The sequence below is a fragment of the Pseudomonas farris genome (assembly GCF_019145235.1).
Taxonomy (GTDB): domain Bacteria; phylum Pseudomonadota; class Gammaproteobacteria; order Pseudomonadales; family Pseudomonadaceae; genus Aquipseudomonas; species Aquipseudomonas farris.
This window is the reverse complement of record NZ_JAHSTV010000006.1, coordinates 209,169-227,839: the sequence shown is the minus strand read 5'-3', so window position 1 is coordinate 227,839 and position 18,671 is coordinate 209,169. Positions and strand designations below refer to the sequence as shown.

Genomic DNA, 18,671 nt, shown 5'->3' with positions numbered 1-18,671 from the left:
CACAGGGAGCCTCCCATGCAGCACGAAGCACATACTCACGGCATCAACATGTCGGCCTTGGGCCGCGACAAACAGAGCCTGAGCCTTGAGCAGGAAACCGTGGCCATCGAAGTACCGGGCCTGAGCCTGTTCTACGGCGACAAACAAGCGCTGTTCGACGTCAGCATGAACATCCCGAAACAGCGCGTGACCGCCTTCATCGGCCCGTCCGGCTGCGGCAAGTCCACGTTGCTGCGCACCTTTAACCGTATGAACGACCTGGTGGATGGCTGCCGCGTCGACGGCGCGATCAACCTCTACGGCAACAACATCTATCGCAAGGGCGAGGACGTGGCCGAGCTGCGTCGCCGGGTCGGCATGGTGTTCCAGAAGCCTAACCCGTTCCCGAAAACCATCTACGAAAACGTGGTTTACGGTTTGCGCATCCAGGGCATCAACAAGAAACGCATCCTCGACGAAGCTGTCGAGTGGGCGCTGAAAGGCGCGGCGCTGTGGGATGAGGTCAAAGACCGTCTGCACGAGTCGGCACTCGGCCTGTCTGGTGGTCAGCAGCAACGTCTGGTGATTGCCCGCACCATCGCCGTGGAGCCGGAAGTGCTGCTGCTCGACGAACCGTGTTCGGCACTCGACCCGATCTCCACGCTGAAAGTCGAAGAGCTGATCTACGAACTGAAATCCAAGTTCACCATTGTTATCGTGACCCACAACATGCAACAGGCCGCGCGGGTTTCCGACTACACGGCATTCATGTACATGGGCAAACTGGTGGAATTCGGCGACACCGATACCCTGTTCACCAATCCGGCGAAGAAGCAGACCGAAGACTACATCACCGGTCGTTACGGCTAGGAAGCCGTGGTTGCTCATTGAACTGACGCTGCGGTCCACCGCACCTTACCGGACGCTCCAAGGACGCCAACATGATTAGTAAAGAAGGCCTTACCCATCACATCTCCGCGCAGTTCAACGCTGAGCTGGAGGAAGTTCGCAGCCACCTCCTGGCCATGGGCGGGCTGGTGGAAAAGCAGGTCAACGACGCGGTCACCGCGCTGATTGAGGCCGACTCCGGTCTGGCCCAGCAAGTGCGTGAGATCGACGACCAGATCAACCAGATGGAACGCAACATCGACGAAGAATGCCTGCGCATTCTGGCCCGTCGTCAGCCGGCGGCGTCGGACTTGCGTTTGATCATCAGCATCTCCAAGTCGGTGATCGATCTGGAGCGCATCGGCGACGAAGCCACCAAGATCGCCCGTCGTGCCATCCAGTTGTGCGAAGAAGGCGAAGCGCCACGCGGTTATGTCGAGGTTCGCCACATTGGCGACCAGGTGCGCAACATGGTTCGCGATGCTCTGGATGCGTTTGCCCGCTTCGATGCCGACCTGGCGTTGTCGGTGGCGCAATACGACAAGATCATCGACCGCGAATACAAGACCGCATTGCGTGAACTCGCTACCTACATGATGGAAGACCCACGCTCTATCTCGCGGGTCTTGAGCATTATCTGGGTGCTGCGTTCCCTGGAGCGGATCGGCGACCACGCGCGCAATATCTCGGAACTGGTGATTTACCTGGTGCGCGGCACTGACGTGCGTCACTTGGGCCTCAAGCGCATGAAGGAAGAAGTTGAAGGCACAAGTGCCGAAACCGCTAATGTTCCGGGCAAAGCTGACGATAAGTAAGATTGCCCAAGAAAAGCGCCCGGCCCTTTGGCCGGGCGTTTTTGTTTGTGGTTTTTGGATGAAAAAGCAGCACCCGCGAACGAAAAGTCCCGGCGTGACTGAAGAGTTTTGGCAAAGTGCCATCAGCCAGCGTTATGCTTGCCGGGATTTTTAAAGGGGTGTTGGATGAGCAAGATCAGTGTGTTGGTCGTGGACGATGCGTCGTTCATTCGTGACCTGGTGAAGAAGTGCCTGCGCAACTACTTCCCGGGAATCCGGACCGAAGATGCAGTCAACGGTAAAAAGGCCCAGGCCATGCTGGCCAAAGAAGCGTTCGACCTGGTTCTGTGCGACTGGGAAATGCCGGAAATGTCCGGTCTGGAACTGCTGACCTGGTGCCGCGAGCAGGACAACCTCAAGACCATGCCGTTCGTGATGGTCACCAGCCGTGGCGACAAAGAGAACGTCGTCCAGGCGATTCAGGCCGGGGTTTCCGGCTACGTCAGCAAACCGTTCACCAACGAACAGCTGCTGACCAAGGTCAAGCAGGCACTGAACAAGGTCGGCAAGCTCGACACCTTGATGAACAGCGCGCCGACCAAAATGAACTCGGCGTTCGGCAACGACTCCCTTAGCGCGCTCACTGGCGGCAAGGCAGCCGTGGTCGCGCCATCGGCGGCACCGGTCAACCCATTCGCTAAACCTGCCGCCGCCGCACCAGCCCCGGCTGCCGCACCGTCTCGCGGCCTCCTCAACAGCCCGCCGGTCAAGGCGCCTGCTACCTCTGCTGCTGCATCGGCTGGTGGTCGTGGCCAAGGCCAACTGCGCCTGCCGAGTGGCACCCAGCAATGCGTGATCAAGGCCTTGAGCATCAAGGAAGCGCTGCTGGTGGTAAAACGCACCGATACCCTGCCGCAAGTCCTCGACAGCGCCGTGCTCGACCTGGAGCAGGGCGATAACGCTGAAATCGCCCGTCTCAACGGCTACCTGCACGCCATCGTCGCCTTCGAGCCGAAACCTGACAGCGAATGGCTGCAACTGACTTTCCGCTTTGTCGACCAGGATGCGCAGAAGCTCGACTACATCTCCCGCCTGATCGCCCGCGGTACCGCGCAGAAGCATTTCGTACCCGGCGCGTAAGCCTGGCGTTGCCTGACCCAAACTCATCGCGAGCAGGCTCGCTCCCACATTGAAATGCATTCCAATGTGGGAGCGAGCCTGCTCGCGATAGGGCCATCGAACTCGCCGCACCTCTCCCGAACAGCCCATTTTGAAACATCTGCCGACAACGCTGGTCCATTTCAGCTGCTAGGCTCCTTTCCAGGCCTTACTCGACAGAATCTTGCCCATGCTCGCGCGCCTGCTGTTTTTCTGTGGTCTGTTCATGGCCTCCACCTCGGTTGTGGCCATGACGATCTACAGGTCCACCAATGCCAGTGGCGTGGTCTCTTACAGCGACCGCCCCACCAAAGGCGCGAAGGTGTTCGTTTTTCGGGACCGGATGGTCGAGCGCCTTGAGCGGCAGGTGTACCTCGATATCAAGAAGCAGAGGGGCATGGACAGTGTGTTTGTGCGCAACGATCTGTATGCGCCGGTCGAGATCGAGCTGAGTTTTGCCGGGTTGAATAACGTCAGCGGCGCGCCGAGCCGACCGATTCGTCGTGTTCTACCGGCGCGCAGTAACATTCGTCTGGCGCTGCTCAAGGCGACGAAGGCCGGAAGGCCGCTGACGTATACCCCGAGGTTCGAATATTCCCTGGGCGACCCTGCAGGGTCCGCCATGGCCTATCGATATCCGTTGCCCTGGCGTGGTGGGCCGTTTCGGCTGAGTCAGGGCGCCAATGGCCAATATAGCCATTACGGGCCGAAGAACCGTTATGCGATGGACATTGCCATGCCCGAAGGCACGCCGATCATCGCGGCGCGCGGCGGGATGGTGGTGAAAACCGAAAATGGCCAGACCGGGCGCGGCAATGATCCGTCGGGCAACTTCGTGCGGGTGTTGCACGATGACGGGACCATGGGCGTGTACCTGCACCTCAAGAAAGGCTCGGTCAGCGTACGGGAAGGTCAGCGAGTGGTGGTGGGCAGTGCGCTGGCGCTGTCGGGCAACACCGGCAATAGCAGCGGCCCGCACCTGCACTTTGTGGTACAGCGCAATACCGGGTTGGGGCTGGTGTCGATTCCGTATCAGTTCAATCAACCGGTAGGCGCGTTGCCCAACTTTGCGTTGGGCAAGCAGTGATGGGTTGGCTGGGCTGACGTATTCGCGAGCAAGCCCGCTCCCACACTTGTTATGCGTCGATCACATAAATAGGGTTCGACGCCGATCAAGTGTGGGAGCGGGCTTGCTCGCGAAGGGATCGACGCGGATCTGGATCAGGGCATTAATCCAGCATCAACACCTTCGCCAAAATAATCTTCGGCCCTTTCATCTTCTTGATGATGATGCGCAAGCCTTCGACTTCCAGCACTTCTTCCTCTTCCGGCACCCGTTTCAGGGTTTCGTAGACCAGCCCGGCGAGGGTTTCGGCTTCGATGTGGTCCAGATCGATGCCCAACAGGCGTTCAACCTTGAACAGCGGCGTATCGCCCCGCACCAGCAGTTTGCCCGGCTGATACGCGAGGATTCCGCGTTCGGCCTTGCGGTGTTCGTCCTGAATGTCGCCTACCAGCACTTCCAGCACGTCTTCCATGGTCAGGTAGCCGATGATGTTGCCGTCGGCTTCCTCGACCAGAGCGAAATGCGAGCCGCCCTTGCGGAACTGTTCCAGCAACTGCGACAGCGGCATGTGACGAGACACGCGCTCCAGCGGGCGGGTCAGCTCGGCGAGGTTGAACGACTCGGGAATGTGATCCAGGGCCGCCAGTTCCAGCAGCAAATCCTTGATGTGCAGCAGGCCGACGAACTCCTGGCGCTCGCTGTCATACACCGGGTAGCGGCTGAACTTGTGGCGACGGAACATCGCCAGGATTTCCTTGAGCGGCGCGTTGAACTCCAGCGTCACCAGGTCTTCCCGGGAGTTGGCCCAGTCGACCACTTCCAGCTCGCCCATTTCCACCGCCGAAGCCAAAACGCGCATGCCTTGGTCGCTCGGGTCCTGGCCACGGCTGGAGTGCAGGATCAGTTTCAGTTCTTCACGGCTGTAATGGTGCTCGTGATGCGGGCCGGGTTCACCTTGGCCGGCGATCCGCAGGATCGTGTTGGCACTGGCGTTGAGCAGGTAAATGGCCGGGTACATGGCCCAGTAGAACAGGTACAGCGGCACGGCCGTCCAGAGCGACAGCAGCTCGGGTTTGCGGATGGCCCAGGATTTGGGGGCCAGTTCGCCGACCACGATGTGCAGGTACGAAATGATGAAGAACGCGGTGAAGAACGATACGCCCTTGACCACTTCGGCGGACTCTACGCCAATGGCGCTGAGTATCGGCTCGAGAAGGTGCGCGAATGCCGGTTCACCGACCCAACCGAGGCCCAGGGAGGCGAGGGTGATACCCAGCTGGCAGGCCGAGAGATAAGCATCGAGCTGACTGTGAACGGTGCGCAGAATGTGTCCGCGCCAGCCGTTTTTATCAGCGATGGCCTCGACCCGGGTCGAGCGCAATTTGACCATGGCAAATTCCGCCGCAACGAAAAAGCCGTTGAGCAAAACCAGGATCAGAGCAAAAAGAATCATGCCGAAATCGGCGAAGAGTGTCGCGAGGGTCAAGCCAGGGGATGGGTCCATGATGGAGTTTTGCGGGTTCCGTGTATTCAAAAAAGAAGGAAATGCGGTGCCTGAAGGGCAGGCACAAGTCAGCCAATGTAGCGGCTGACTGAGTGATTGCCTAGTGGCGAGTGCTGGCCGGTATCAGTCGGCGGCGCTGATGACGCGGGATTTGGTGACCTGGGCTGGCGAAAAATGGCAGGTAAACGTGCTGCCATGGCCCGGCACACTGCTGATTTCCATACGTGCCCGATGGCGCAGCAACACGTGTTTGACGATGGCCAGTCCCAGCCCGGTGCCGCCGGTGTTTGAGTTGCGGCTGGAATCGACGCGGTAGAAGCGTTCAGTCAGGCGCGGCAAGTGTTTGCTGTCGATGCCGATACCCGAATCCTGCACGCTCAGGTGTGCGCCTTGATCGTCGCCCCACCAGCGAATGCGAATATTGCCCTCGGCCGGTGTGTATTTCACTGCGTTGAACACCAGGTTGGAAAACGCGCTACGCAATTCGGCTTCGCTGCCCTTGAGCAGAATCGTCGGATCGGCTTCCAGGGTGATGTGCTGATTGCGTTGACCGGACAGCTGCTGAGCATCGCCCTTGATCGATTGCAGCAAGCTGTCGATGGCCACCGGTTGGTTATCCGACGGGTAATCAGTGGCTTCCAGTTTGGCCAGCAACAGCAAATCGTTAAGCAAGGTCTGCATGCGCCCGCCTTGCTGCTGCATCTGCTGCAGGGCACGGGTCCAGCGCGGGTTCACTTCCTCGACGTTGTCGAGCAGGGTCTCCAGGTAGCCGCAGATCACCGTCAGCGGCGTGCGCAGCTCGTGGGACACGTTGGCGATGAAGTCTTTGCGCATCTGTTCCAGCTGATGGATACGCGTCACGTCGCGCACCAGCATCAAGTGTTCGTTGTTGCCGTAGCGGGTGATATACAACTGAATACGCAGGCGATCATTAATCGGCGAGGGGATTTCCAGCGGCTCGGCGTAACTGTCCTGCTCAAAGTATTCCTTGAAGCGCGGATGGCGTACCAGGTTGGTCACGGGCTGGCCGCTGTCCTGAGGGGTCTTGAGGCCCAGCAGGGTTTCGGCGGCGCGGTTCCACCATTCCAGGTTGCCGTCGCTGTCGAGCATGATCACCGCGTCTTTCAGCGCTGCGGTGGACTCCTGGACCCGGTCGATCACTGCTTGCAAGCGCCCGCGCACCCGTTGGTCGCGGCGTTGCAGGTGGTAGATGCTATCGAACACTTCACCCCACAGGCCGTAGCCGTCGGGCGGCGCTTCATCGGGTTTGTGCAGGCGCAGCCATTCGTGCAGGCGCAGCAATTGCTTGAGGGTCCAGGCCAGATAAAGGCCCAGGCCCACGGCGAGGCTCCAGCCGTAGTAGCCGGAAATCAGACCGATCACCAGGCAGGCGGTGACCAGCAACAGCATGTGGCGAATCAGGGTGCCATGCCAGTTTTGGTTCACGGAAAAATGCGTCCTTGTCAGCGAGTCTGGCGGTCGGCTCAGGCCTTGGTGGAAAACCGGTAGCCGGTGCCGCGCACGGTTTGTACCAGATTTTCATAGGCATCGCCGAGGGCTTTGCGCAGGCGACGGATGTGCACATCGACCGTGCGCTCTTCGACATAGACATTGCCGCCCCAGACCTGATCCAGCAACTGGCCGCGTGTGTAGGCACGTTCCTGGTGGGTCATGAAAAATTGCAGCAAGCGGTATTCGGTCGGGCCCATCTCGGCAGGTTTGCCGTCGATGGTCACTCGGTGGCTGATCGGGTCCAGCAGCAGGCCGCCGACTTCGATCGGCGATTCGCCATCGGTCGGGCCGGCGCGGCGCAGTACGGCTTTCAGGCGCGCCACCAGCTCACGGGGGGAAAACGGTTTGGTGATGTAGTCGTCAGCGCCGACTTCCAGGCCCTGGATCTTGTTGTCCTCTTCGCCCTTGGCGGTAAGCATGATGATCGGGATATCCCCGGTCAGCTCATCGCGCTTGAGACGGCGGGCCAGCTCGATGCCGGAGGTGCCGGGCAGCATCCAGTCGAGCAGGATGAGGTCCGGTTTGCGGTCGACGATAATGGCATGGGCCTGCTGCGAGTTCTCCGCCTCCAGGCAGTCATAGCCGGCCATTTCCAACGCAACGGCGATCATTTCGCGAATGGGCGCTTCGTCGTCGACGATCAGAATGCTCCTGCCAACCATGCGTTAATCCTCTTGTCATTTAACTGTCTTGCGCCGCATTAGATAACGGAATTATTGCAGTCGTGTGACAGTATTTTAGCCGTCCTGCGATTGGCGTGATCCTGAACTAAGCTCTAAGTCCGAATCCTGACAACCACAAAAGGAAGGTTTCCATGACATCGCACACTTTTTCCTTCAAAACCCTGATGCTGGCCGCTGCCTTGATTTTTCCGACGATGGCTTTCGCCGCCGAACCGGCGATGATGAAAGGCGACATGATGGTCGACCATAAGGGTATGACCGTTTACACGTTCGACAAGGACACCGGCGGCAAGTCGATGTGTAACGATGATTGCGCCAAGAACTGGCCACCGATGATGGCCCCGGCAGGCGCCAAGGCCGAAGGCAAATTTACGCCAATCAAACGGGATGATGGCACGATGCAATGGGCTTATGACGGTAAGCCGCTGTATATGTTTATGAAAGATGAAAAGCCTGGCGAAATGAAGGGTGACGGCATGAAGGATGTCTGGCATGTCGTCCGTGAGTCGCAAAAGTAAACGGCTCAAGGTTATAGCCGCTGCCGAAGCCTGGGTTCGGTAGCGGCTACGCGAAGATGTGGGTTACTCAGCGATTGGCGTAATCCAGCACAATCCCGACAAAAATCGCCAACCCTGCCCAATGGTTATGCAAAAACGCCTGGAAGCAGCGCATCCGGTCCTTGCTGCGGGTGTACCAGAACTCCCACGCAAAACAACCCGCCGCCGCCAGTAACCCGAGGTGGAACCAGCCGCCGAGCTGGAATTTCGAACCCGCCAGCAGCAGGCATCCCAACGCCAACCCTTGCAGAGACAGAATGATCACCCTGTCGGCGTCGCCAAACAGAATCGCAGTGGATTTCACGCCGATCTTCAGGTCGTCGTCGCGGTCGGTCATGGCGTAATAGGTGTCGTAGCCCACGGTCCACAACAGGTTGGCGATCCACAGCAACCAGGCCGCCGCCGGCAGCTCACCGGTTTCGGCGGTGAACGCCATCGGCATGCCCCAGGAGAACGCCGCGCCCAGTACCACTTGTGGGTAATAGGTGTAGCGCTTCATGAATGGGTAACTGAAGGCCAGGGCCAAGCCGCCCAGCGACAGCCACACTGTCTTTGCGTTAGTACACAGCACCAACAGGAAACTCACGCCCATCAGCACCGCAAAGAACACCAAGGCTTCTTTCGAGCTAATTTTGCCGCTCACCAATGGCCGCTGTTCGGTGCGTTTCACGTGGCCATCGACCTTGCGGTCCGCCCAGTCGTTGATCACGCAACCGCCGGCACGGGTCAGTACCACGCCGAGCACGAAAATCACGATATTGGCCAATGAAGGCGAACCTTCACCGGCAATCCAGAGTGCCCACAATGTTGGCCATAGCAGCAAATAAATGCCGATCGGCTTGTCCATCCGGGTCAGCTGAATAAAATCCCAGGCCCGAGGATTCACGCGGTTCAGGGACTTGAGCAGGCTCTGGTACATCAGCAATTCTCCGGATGGGCGCGGGTGGCGTTCCACAAGGTCGGCAGGAAAATCTCGGCCACCAGCACACTCAAGGCGCCGCGGTCGAAACGCGAGCGCCGGCCCCACAGTTCAGGCGCCTGAGCGTCCACCGGTAACCATGCTTGAGGATAGTGACAAACCTCTATGGCCCGGCGCTGAAACGCCTGATCGCAAAACAGCAATTCGCCCAGAGAGCGGCTGCCTAGCTCGTCCATATGCAATCCATCACCCTGCAACGCGCTACGCGCCGCCACGCTGCGGGCAAACACCCAGGCTTCACCATGGCCGCGCAGATACACCTCGCGCACCCAGCCTTCACTGCCTTCGGCCAGCTCCAGTGCAGCGCATTCGTCGGCGCGCAGCGATTGCCAGCCTTCGAACAGCGGCGTGACGCTGAAGCCATCATTCGACAGGCGGATCAAGCGCCGGGTCAGCGACCCTTCATCGAACAGCCAATCGAGCTTAGACGTGTCGGGGAGGGGCGTCAGTTGGCTTCGAGAGAGCCAAATCGGTGTCGCGGAGGGGGATTTTGAGTGCGGCACAGTGAGTCATTATTGGCAGCAAATGAGGCGGCGAGCTTACCATGTCAGGCACCGATATTGATTGATCCCGCCTGCCGTTACGCCGAACAGGCTTGCATCTGCCGGGCCCGATCAGTACAAAACGCCCCTGAGCCGGACGGCAACACTTTACCGATCGACCGTTCGCGCCGGCAAAAGCCTGAATCCTGAGGAAGTACCTGAATGAAAAAGTGGCAATGTGTGGTCTGCGGCCTGATTTATAACGAGGCCGAGGGCTGGCCGGACGACGGCATTGCGCCGGGCACGCTGTGGCAGGACGTGCCGGAAGACTGGCTGTGCCCGGACTGCGGCGTGGGCAAGATGGATTTCGAAATGATCGAAATCAACTAAGAATCCAAGGAGTAAGGGAATGAACGCACCTGTCGTGATCGTCGGCACTGGGCTGGCTGGCTACAACCTGGCCCGGGAGTTTCGCAAACTCGATGGCGAAACCCCGCTGCTGTTGATTACTGCAGATGACGGACGCTCTTACTCCAAGCCGATGCTCTCCACCGGCTTCGGCAAGAATAAAGATGCCGATGGCCTGAGCATGGCCGAACCGGGCGCCATGGCCGAGCAGTTGAAAGCCGAAGTGCGCACCCACACGCGCATCAGCGGTATCGATCCGGGCCATAAACGCCTGTGGATCGGCGAAGAAGCGGTGATCTACCGTGACCTGATCCTGGCGTGGGGCGCGGAAACCGTGCGGGTGCCGATCGAAGGCGACGCGGCGGATGCCGTTTTCCCGATCAATGATCTTGAAGACTACGCACGCTTTCGCGCGGCTGCGGCCGGCAAGCGTCGGGTATTGCTGCTGGGCGCCGGTTTGATCGGCTGCGAATTCGCCAACGATCTCATCCTCGGTGGTTACGAGGTGCAACTGGTTGCACCGTGCGAACAGGTCATGCCGACCTTGTTGCACCCAGCGGCGGCCGCTGCGGTCCAGGCCGGCCTGGAAAGCCTGGGCGCGCGCTTCCACCTCGGGCCGGTGCTCAATCGCCTGCAACGAGTGGCTGATGCCCTGGAAGCGCATCTGTCCGATGGCCAGGTCATCCCGTGCGATGTGGTGGTGTCGGCCATTGGTCTGCGTCCGCGCATCGACCTGGCGGCCGCTGCCGGGCTGCAGGTCAACCGTGGCGTGGTGGTCGACCGTCACCTGAAAACCTCTCACGCCAACATTTATGCCTTGGGCGACTGCGCCGAGGTCGATGGGCTGAATCTGTTGTACGTCATGCCCCTCATGAACTGTGCGAGAGCGCTGGCCCAAACCCTCGCCGGCAACCCTACAGCAGTGAGTTATGGCCCGATGCCAATCACCGTGAAAACCCCGGTCTGCCCATTGGTGGTTTCGCCGCCGCCACGGGGCGTGGAGGGCGTCTGGACGGTCGAAGGGCAGGGCGCGGACATCAAAGTGTTGTGCCGTGACAGCGCCGGCAAATTGCTGGGCTATGCCCTGACAGGCGCGGCGGTGATGGAAAAACTCGCTCTGAACAAAGAGCTTCCGGCCTTGCTGGCGTAAATAGCGGTCGTTCTGTCGGAATCACCCCGCTTTTGCCCCCACAAAGGTCGCGGGGAGACTGGCGCCGCTCTGAAGCGCGTGCCATTCTCACTCCCGTCTGCCGCAGAGTAGAGCACCTGCGGCGCCTTAGGCGCTGTTCCAACGAGAACAGCACGGACATAACAACAAAAAACCGTCAAAGGGGCTTCACTAATGCGTAAACCAGAACTCGCCGCTGCAATTGCGGAAAAAGCAGACCTCACCAAAGAGCAGGCCAACCGCGTTCTCAACGCCGTTCTCGAAGAAATCACCGGCGCTCTGCACCGCAAAGACAGCGTCACGCTGGTGGGCTTCGGGACCTTCCTGCAACGCCATCGCGGTGCACGTACAGGCAAAAACCCGCAGACCGGTGAGCCAGTCAAAATCAAGGCCAGCAACACTGTTGCGTTCAAGCCAGGCAAGTCGTTGAAAGACAGCGTTAATCCGTAACACGCACCGACTTCCCGCATAGCGGGTTAGCGGGATAAAAAATGGGCACGCCAACGAGGTTGGGTGCCCATTTTTTTTGTTCTTCACGGCCTTGTGCTGGGCTTTGCGCAGGATGCGCCGACTCAGTTGACTGATCTACCCAGGCCTGCTTCCGCCCGTTGCATCAGTGACGCGCCCCTCGACCGACCAGCGGTTCAAAGCACCTCTTTTGCAAGCAACGTCGCCGAACTGGTCGAGAAAAAACTTCTAGAAACCTCGCAAGCTGAAACGTATCAGCTTCAGAAAAATATCAAATTATGCACAAATGCATTTTTTTCTTGACCCGGAAGATTGAGTCTCTTAAAGTTAATTTGCTGTATGCATATACAGTATTTTTTTGATCGAATATTTATTCGAATCCATTCATGGACGAGGTAATACCCTATGAAAAGCAACACTGAAAAATTCGGCAAAACGCCCCATCAATCCAGCCTCTGGACCCGCGCTGATGCGTTGAAAGTCCGTGCGGACGATCCCACCACCACTCAGCCGCTGGTCAGCGCGGATTTCCCGGTATTGAGCAACGAAGTGTTCATCTGGGACACCATGCCGCTGCGCGACTTGGACGGTAACGTGACGTCCGTCGATGGCTGGTCGGTGATCTTCACCCTGACTGCCGATCGTCATCCAAACGACCCGGAGTACATCGACGAGAACGGCAACTACGACATCACTCGCGACTGGAACGACCGCCACGGTCGGGCAAAGATGTACTACTGGTTTTCTCGTACCGGCAAGGACTGGAAACTCGGCGGCCGTGTGATGGCTGAAGGGGTTTCGCCGACCGCTCGCGAATGGGCCGGTACGCCGATCCTGTTGAACGACCAGGGTGAGGTGGACCTGTATTACACCGCTGTCACCCCGGGCGCGACGATCGTCAAGGTGCGGGGCCGGGTGGTGACCACCGAACATGGCGTCAGCATGGTTGGCTTCGAGAAGGTCAAGCCGCTGTTCGAGGCCGACGGCAAGATGTACCAGACCGAAGCACAGAACTCCTTTTGGGGCTTCCGTGATCCATGGCCATTCCGCGACCCGAAGGACGGCAAGCTGTATATGCTGTTCGAGGGCAACGTGGCCGGCGAGCGCGGCTCGCACAAGGTGGGCGAAGCGGAAATTGGCGATGTGCCGCCGGGTTATGAGAACGTCGGCAACTCGCGCTTTCAGACTGCCTGTGTCGGCATCGCCGTGGCCCGTGACGCGGACGGCGACGACTGGGAAATGCTACCGCCGCTGCTGACCGCCGTGGGGGTCAACGACCAGACGGAACGTCCGCACTTCGTGTTCCAGGACGGCAAGTACTACCTGTTCACCATCAGCCATACGTTCACCTATGCCGACGGTGTGACCGGGCCGGACGGGGTGTACGGTTTTGTCGCGGATTCGCTGTTCGGCCCTTACGTGCCGTTGAACGGTTCCGGCCTGGTGCTGGGCAACCCGTCCTCTCAGCCGTTCCAGACCTACTCGCACTATGTGATGCCCAACGGCCTGGTGACCTCCTTTATCGACAGCGTACCGACCGATGCAACCGGCACGCAGATTCGTATCGGCGGCACTGAGGCACCGACGGTGGGCATGAAGATAAAAGGGCAGCAGACGTTCGTGGTGGCCGAGTACGACTACGGCTATATCCCGCCGATGCTAGACGTCACGCTCAAATAATAGCGATACAGGGCTTTCAGGCAGCGGGTTTGAGATCGATGAAAAAACCGTTGTGGATATGATCGAGATATCCCGCCTGATTCACTGCGACGTTGATCGCAAGCCCCATTGAATAATGTGTAGTAACAGCCCTTCGTTACTGGCTGCAAGGATGCAGCCAGTAACGGGTATCTTCCCTCCGCTACCGCCTCCTGTTCGTCAGGCCAGCATTTTGTCTTGCATTTCCTTCAGATTCGCAGTCACCCGCGACACCCTTGCCTCTGGCTAACACCCCCTCTTGCGGGGTGTGTAAAGGGCTTCTACCTCCAAGTCATCCAACTCACCACCACAGTGAGCCAAACAGCGCCAGTCACGGCGCTATTCGCCATGCCTGGTGCACCAATAAAAAGGTTCTTCACGGTTTTCCGGGAAGAACCATTTTTTATGGGGGCGGAGTACTTTCTTTCCTGGTGGATCAACTGACTCGGCTTTGTTTCCTGGCGAGAATCGCCGCCATCTCCGGCTCATCCAGATGATCCAGCGCTCGTTCTACCAACAAATGCACGCCATCGGCCATGCGGCTGAGCGTAGCTCTCTCTGAATGAGGCTGCGACCGGTCCGCTACTAAACGAAATGGAGGCAGCTGTACGCAGGTTAGTAGACCGACGAGCTAAGAAATCGGCGCGCCCGAGAGCGCCCTACGCACAGCTACCATCAAGCGCAGGGTTAAGACCCTGACTGATGAGTACTTGTACGACTTAACTACGACGGGCTACTAAACCCGATCACTGATGGGCAGTGACGGGAATCAAGTTACCGACCGGCCCCAAGGCGCACAAGCCGGCGGATTCTGGCGTAGCCGTAGGCAACGACGCAAGGTGTTGTAGCTTTCACGACGTTACCTACAAGGCTTTTAAACAAGCACTGTCAGGCATTGGCGTGGGACCGACTGGAAAACCATTTTTGATCAGGATTGGGGTTGTCTGCGTAATCGTCAGGCAGAAAGCATTAGTACTTCCTTGTTGATTTGGCGACTGACCGGATAGCGAGAGAGCATGATGAGCGCGAGCTGGAAAAAATGGGCACACCAACTGGATCAGGTGCCCATGTTTGTTGGAGCAGAGATGAACTTCTAACGAACTCCCTCTACCAGTACCTTGTCTTTCTCGCCGCCCCAAGGATCGTCCAGCAGGTACCTGGCTGGAGCTTTGCTGTCTGATGGGACCAGAGTGATTTTGTAAAAGATTTCTTCACCTTCGCAAACCTCGAAGTACAACGCATAGTCGCGTTTCTCTAGATCAAGCTCGACCTTGAATTTTTCAGCAGCGGATGCAATTTCCACATGACCGGGATCCGTGACATGAAATGGCACGACGATGCAGCGCTGGGTGGAGGGGTCGAGGTTGAAACTGTCTTCCAGTTTCAGGTGCACGTTTGCCCCGAAAGCATCTTCGGGTAGAGGGTCAAACACAACATAGTCGCTATGGAGGACCGCACCCTGCGCCAAGTTAATCTTGCCCCATTGGCTTGAGGTTTCGTCGAAGTCCCGTGAGCGGAATTGAATTTGGTTGTGGGAGATTAATAGGTCCACAGTTTGAGCTATCTTTTTCATCTGTAAACCTCGATCGACATCCTGCTCGTTTTCTTCGACGCGTCGGCCCTAGAGCCCTAGACCTTGGTTAGGCTTTTTTCTCTAAATAGAACTTCAGATATTTTTTTGGTCTTTCTTGAAAGGCTCGTGCCTTACCGAAGCTATAGGCATCGTCAAAGTATTTATAAGCCTGTGAATAATCTTTCAGTTCAAAGTAGACCATTCCCAAGTTGATCAGCGGACCTGTATCGATATCTGACTCTCGGCCATCCAGGGTCTTTTGCGCCCAATCTTTAGCGGTCTCGAAGTCACCGTTGTCGAAGTGCAGGTTGAAAAAAGAACCTGTGACCCATGACGACAAAGGTGTCCATTCAAGTTTTGGCTCAGGAAGTAAGTCCCATGCTTTTTTGTACAAGGCCTGGGCTTCATTTTTTTTGTTTTGCTCATCGAGCTCATTGCCCGAGGCCATGATGGCCATTATTTCATCTGCCAACGTGGGGTTTTTATCTGCCAAGTTTTTCATATGATAGTTCTGTATTTATGGTAGATGTGACCACGCTGCCGTTTTCATTGCGCACTTCAATCAACCGACTCTCGGTGTCGTAACCGAAGCGCTGCACGCTCCGTTTAGTACTGCGTTCTTCGATCATCCGGCCAAACGCGTCATAGAGGTAACGTTTGTCCTGATAGGTCAGCAGTTCGTTGTGCACCACCAGCCCAGAGTCGCCCCTAAAAATGTCGATCATCATGGGGGCCAGAAGCCTAGGCCTGATTTTTATAAGGGACAAACGTGCGGTTGGCAATATAGAAACCCAAGCCTTTGTTGCTTTTGAATTTTTTCTCGATCATAGAATCGGCCAACTGCTGAGAGATCAGAAGGTCTCCCGACTCTGGCTCACGAGCGATCCCGCGCATTCCCGCGCATTCCCGCAGCATTGTCCAGGAACCAGGTTTTAGTGAAATAGATGATCGATCCATCATCGTCCCGTTCAGCGACAGATTGCCCTTGATCTATCGCGTTGACGGTATTGATTGCATTCACTATGAAAAAAGTTTCGTCGACCTCTTCCCCATCTGCAATGACGACAGCAGGCTGAATGAGCTGAGCAGATTGATGGGTGAGAAAATCTGCAAGTCGCTCAGTGACTAGTGGGGACTCCCCCAAGTAGCCATAGGCAGTCATACGTAAGCAGTTTTTCTTTCTTGCACGGAAAATAGACCTTTGGTTTGTCCATATTCAATGGGTAGGGTTTTCCCGCCAACAATGACAGGTAGTCAAAATTCGAACCGGCGGTTTCATAAGAACCGCTTTCGATGTCATACGAGCCGATCAGTTGTTCGCTGTAATAAGTAGGAGCTTTCCAACTTAAGATCATGTTTGATTTTCCTGGTCGTAATAAGCACCGGCCGTCCGGCCTTCGGGCAGCCCTCGCCACAGGGTATCTATGCTTTTAATGAAGTCTTTCCACCAGCAGCTTTTTCACCCTACTAAGGACCGTCCGACAGGTACCATCTCGGTGAACAGTTCTTTGGGGGCCTACTTGTTACCTGCCCCCAGAATTTTATTTGCCAAAGCCAGATCGAATTGTTTGTTTCCGAATATTGATTTGGTTGCGAGGACTTTTTTGAAGGCGTCTGAGTCCAGGCTCAGGTCATTTTTTTGCGCTGCAAATAATGCGGTCAGAAAGGGGTATGCATAGTTGTCAGGTTCGGCCAATACGTCACCAATTAATGAGGGCGTGCCAAGGATGCAGTTTTCTGCCTTTGACAGGTAAAATTTTATCAGTCGCTCGTTTATTTTTTGGACTGTTGCGCTTATTTCATCAGGCGATGGGGTTCTAATGATGCCGCCCAGCTCGTCACCAAACTGTTTTGTTTCTTCCGACAATGAACTTTTCGACAAGAAAGATGAGTTCAACAGTCGGCTCTGATAGGGAGGTGATTGATTTGTGCAGAAGCTAAATGCCTCGCATGTATAAACCTCCAGGCCCGCATAATAGCCGTCGGCCTTGGTCAAATGCTGTATGTAAATCTCCCCGAGCTTTTCCTTGGAGATAAGTAGGCCAAGTTTATTTTTGCTTGCTTTCAGGTCCAAGTGGGGCGACGTTGTCTTTTTTAGCGCTTCCAGTAATTCTGCTTCCAAGCTTTTACGAATTTCTATGCTCATTATGTTCACTTGTAAATTAAAAGATTGAAGGTTGCATTGTGCTGTGTGCCTTTCCCACCCAGCGGCACCCCCGGCTTTCCTTTGGTATCAACCTTGAATGTACCCTGCGTGCCGGCCGAAGGTTTTATCGTGCCCCCTCCCAAATGTTGTGTTGGCCGGCTTAGTCATGTCGAAGACTTTGGAGTCGGTTTGGTTGGGGGTCAACTTCCCGGTGCCGTGTTTCACTTCAAATACGTGCAGCTTTCCGTTTCGGTCCTTAGCTACGAAGTCAGCCCGGATACGTTTCCCATTGACCTTCATGGTGACTTCTTCTGCGACGACCTTAAACCCATTTCGCTTAAGGTCATGAATCGCCTTGGTTCGGCCTTTATTGCCACTGACTGCGCTTTTGCATGCCCATCCCCATGGGTCCATCCACGTCAGAGGGTTTGGCGCATATTGATAGAGGTTCAATCCCCCCACCAACCCAATCGGATCCGGCGTCGTAAACCGACCCACATCCGGGTCATAAAACCTGAACGTATTGAAATGCAGCCCCGTCTCCCGGTCCAGGTATTGCCCCTGAAACCGCAGGTTCTGCTCTTCAATGTAATACGGCTCGCGCACCTCTTCTAACGTGTTGCCCCACACCCGATAAGTCGCCTGCCAGACGTTGTGGCCGTCCGCCTTGGTGAGCTGTTCCGGCAGGCCGTTGAGGTCGTTGTGGTAATAACGGATTTTTTGCAGCGGGCCGGTGCCGTCGACACGGGCCAGCGGTTCGTAACCTTCGTCTTCGTAGAGGTAGAGGCTGGTCTGTTGATGGCGATGCTCCTGCAACAGACGCAGGCCGTCCCAGGTGAAGCATCGTTTCCGTGAATGTTGGGCTGGGTGGAGCCGCCATCTTGGATGGTAATAAATAACCCTAGAGTACGGCCGCCTCTCGAATGCTCTGAGTCTTCAAGTGTGGGTAAATACTTGCTCGTCAAGAGTTTGATCTCGTCAATCATTCCTCAGGATAAATTTTCAGTTTGCTATTGTCCGTAAGTACTTCAAAAATGGTTAGGGAATCACCTGCGTGATTGATCTCATAAGATCTTTCCGTGAAGGTGCTTCGCCATATTTTTTCAGTAATCGAAGTGATTTTATCGGCGTTATATTTATAAAGGGTTTCGGAGTATTCTCCCGTGTTGTTCAAGCAGTAATGCCCTGTAGCTTTGTCATTCAGAAACTTAATAAGGGAAACCGAGTCAAGGTTGGCCTCTAGGTTGCCGTTTAGCTCACTGCCGAATGTAAGCTCAAGGATTTGATCGGCCTCATGCAAAAAAAACCTTCTATAAACAATCCATTGCTTTTTAATTGTTACGTATTTCGCAAATTTCAACTCGCCTATTATGTTGTTATCTTTATTTAAGAAGTAACATTGCCTGTTTTTGTCTGGCTCGGAATCTTTTTTTAGAAAGCGTCCAGGCTTACATCCCTGGAGCTCCGACATATAGGGGGCCGGCGAATAGGAAGGCATGATCCCCATGCCCCAGATTGTCGTTTTGTAGTTTTTCTCCATAGACGATATAAGCTCTGAGTATTTATCCTTATATTCGTTGAGTCGTGCGCATAAAAAGTCCTTCATGG

Annotated in this window: 20 protein-coding genes and 3 pseudogenes; 10 read left to right on the top strand and 13 right to left on the bottom strand. The window is 56.3% G+C overall.

The features are described from left to right. Positions 1-15 precede the first annotated feature (15 nt). The 4 genes from pstB to KVG95_RS14650 all read left to right on the top strand — a co-directional run bounded on the left by pstB (position 16) and on the right by KVG95_RS14650 (position 3,906). Positions 16-849, top strand: coding sequence for a phosphate ABC transporter ATP-binding protein PstB (pstB, locus tag KVG95_RS14665; protein WP_095052363.1), 834 nt, complete (start codon positions 16-18; stop codon positions 847-849). 71 nt (positions 850-920) lie between these two features. Further along, positions 921-1,682, top strand: coding sequence for a phosphate signaling complex protein PhoU (phoU, locus tag KVG95_RS14660; protein ID WP_007896483.1), 762 nt, complete (start codon positions 921-923; stop codon positions 1,680-1,682). A gap of 165 nt (positions 1,683-1,847) precedes the next feature. Then, the gene (locus tag KVG95_RS14655; protein ID WP_217856934.1) at positions 1,848-2,801 is read left to right on the top strand and encodes a response regulator; all 954 of its coding nucleotides are present in this window, start codon (positions 1,848-1,850) and stop codon (positions 2,799-2,801) included. A 208-nt stretch (positions 2,802-3,009) separates the two neighbouring features. Further along, on the top strand, positions 3,010-3,906 hold the full coding sequence (locus KVG95_RS14650) for a peptidoglycan DD-metalloendopeptidase family protein (RefSeq protein WP_217856933.1): 897 nt from the start codon (positions 3,010-3,012) through the stop codon (positions 3,904-3,906). 142 nt (positions 3,907-4,048) lie between these two features. Here KVG95_RS14650 and KVG95_RS14645 read toward each other — a convergent pair whose 3' ends face one another. The 3 genes from KVG95_RS14645 to phoB form a co-directional block, all read right to left on the bottom strand. Beyond that, on the bottom strand, positions 4,049-5,389 hold the full coding sequence (locus KVG95_RS14645) for a hemolysin family protein (protein WP_217856932.1): 1,341 nt from the start codon (positions 5,387-5,389) through the stop codon (positions 4,049-4,051). Positions 5,390-5,512: 123 nt separating this feature from the next. Next, positions 5,513-6,799, bottom strand: a complete 1,287-nt coding sequence (gene phoR, locus KVG95_RS14640; protein ID WP_264082297.1) for a phosphate regulon sensor histidine kinase PhoR — start codon at positions 6,797-6,799, stop codon at positions 5,513-5,515. A gap of 74 nt (positions 6,800-6,873) precedes the next feature. Then, the gene (phoB, locus tag KVG95_RS14635) at positions 6,874-7,563 is read right to left on the bottom strand and encodes a phosphate regulon transcriptional regulator PhoB (protein ID WP_008007735.1); all 690 of its coding nucleotides are present in this window, start codon (positions 7,561-7,563) and stop codon (positions 6,874-6,876) included. 152 nt (positions 7,564-7,715) lie between these two features. Here phoB and KVG95_RS14630 point away from each other — a divergent pair, with 152 nt between their 5' ends. Continuing rightward, positions 7,716-8,102 (top strand): COG4315 family predicted lipoprotein, encoded by a 387-nt coding sequence (locus KVG95_RS14630; protein WP_217856930.1) that lies wholly within the window; start codon positions 7,716-7,718, stop codon positions 8,100-8,102. A gap of 67 nt (positions 8,103-8,169) precedes the next feature. Here KVG95_RS14630 and ubiA read toward each other — a convergent pair whose 3' ends face one another. Further along, complete coding sequence (gene ubiA, locus KVG95_RS14625; protein WP_217856929.1) at positions 8,170-9,060, bottom strand: 4-hydroxybenzoate octaprenyltransferase; 891 nt, start codon at positions 9,058-9,060, stop codon at positions 8,170-8,172. After that, the gene (locus KVG95_RS14620) at positions 9,060-9,623 is read right to left on the bottom strand and encodes a chorismate--pyruvate lyase family protein (protein ID WP_217856928.1); all 564 of its coding nucleotides are present in this window, start codon (positions 9,621-9,623) and stop codon (positions 9,060-9,062) included. Before KVG95_RS14620 ends, ubiA begins: the two co-directional genes overlap by 1 nt. A gap of 201 nt (positions 9,624-9,824) precedes the next feature. Here KVG95_RS14620 and KVG95_RS14615 point away from each other — a divergent pair, with 201 nt between their 5' ends. From KVG95_RS14615 to KVG95_RS14595, 5 genes are all read left to right on the top strand, one after another. After that, entirely contained in the window at positions 9,825-9,992 is a 168-nt protein-coding gene (locus KVG95_RS14615; protein WP_186611382.1) for a rubredoxin, read from the top strand. A gap of 19 nt (positions 9,993-10,011) precedes the next feature. Then, the gene (locus KVG95_RS14610; RefSeq protein ID WP_217856927.1) at positions 10,012-11,160 is read left to right on the top strand and encodes an NAD(P)/FAD-dependent oxidoreductase; all 1,149 of its coding nucleotides are present in this window, start codon (positions 10,012-10,014) and stop codon (positions 11,158-11,160) included. Between the two features lie 192 nt (positions 11,161-11,352). Then, entirely contained in the window at positions 11,353-11,628 is a 276-nt protein-coding gene (locus tag KVG95_RS14605; RefSeq protein WP_003213368.1) for an HU family DNA-binding protein, read from the top strand. 63 nt (positions 11,629-11,691) lie between these two features. Beyond that, the gene (locus KVG95_RS14600; RefSeq protein WP_217856926.1) at positions 11,692-11,949 is read left to right on the top strand and encodes a hypothetical protein; all 258 of its coding nucleotides are present in this window, start codon (positions 11,692-11,694) and stop codon (positions 11,947-11,949) included. 102 nt (positions 11,950-12,051) lie between these two features. Beyond that, the gene (locus KVG95_RS14595; protein WP_217856925.1) at positions 12,052-13,326 is read left to right on the top strand and encodes a glycoside hydrolase family 68 protein; all 1,275 of its coding nucleotides are present in this window, start codon (positions 12,052-12,054) and stop codon (positions 13,324-13,326) included. Positions 13,327-13,780: 454 nt separating this feature from the next. Here KVG95_RS14595 and KVG95_RS30400 read toward each other — a convergent pair. From KVG95_RS30400 to KVG95_RS14560, 8 genes and pseudogenes are all read right to left on the bottom strand, one after another. Then, positions 13,781-13,891: pseudogene (locus KVG95_RS30400) on the bottom strand (DUF6124 family protein); the annotation flags it as partial. 546 nt (positions 13,892-14,437) lie between these two features. Beyond that, positions 14,438-14,917, bottom strand: coding sequence for a competence protein ComJ (comJ, locus tag KVG95_RS14590; protein ID WP_217856924.1), 480 nt, complete (start codon positions 14,915-14,917; stop codon positions 14,438-14,440). 67 nt (positions 14,918-14,984) lie between these two features. Continuing rightward, entirely contained in the window at positions 14,985-15,419 is a 435-nt protein-coding gene (locus KVG95_RS14585) for a tetratricopeptide repeat protein (protein WP_217856923.1), read from the bottom strand. Next, positions 15,403-15,618 (bottom strand): annotated as a pseudogene (locus KVG95_RS14580) (hypothetical protein); the annotation flags it as partial. The pseudogene KVG95_RS14580 and the gene KVG95_RS14585, both read right to left, overlap by 17 nt. 173 nt (positions 15,619-15,791) lie before the next feature. Beyond that, the gene (locus KVG95_RS14575; RefSeq protein WP_217856922.1) at positions 15,792-16,079 is read right to left on the bottom strand and encodes a hypothetical protein; all 288 of its coding nucleotides are present in this window, start codon (positions 16,077-16,079) and stop codon (positions 15,792-15,794) included. A gap of 354 nt (positions 16,080-16,433) precedes the next feature. Continuing rightward, a complete protein-coding gene (locus KVG95_RS14570; RefSeq protein WP_217856921.1) occupies positions 16,434-17,063 on the bottom strand; it encodes a hypothetical protein in 630 nt (209 codons plus the stop codon). A 5-nt stretch (positions 17,064-17,068) separates the two neighbouring features. Further along, a pseudogene (locus KVG95_RS30160) lies at positions 17,069-17,903 on the bottom strand (RHS repeat-associated core domain-containing protein); the annotation flags it as partial. A 142-nt stretch (positions 17,904-18,045) separates the two neighbouring features. After that, complete coding sequence (locus tag KVG95_RS14560; protein ID WP_217856920.1) at positions 18,046-18,669, bottom strand: hypothetical protein; 624 nt, start codon at positions 18,667-18,669, stop codon at positions 18,046-18,048. Positions 18,670-18,671: the final 2 nt, after the last annotated feature.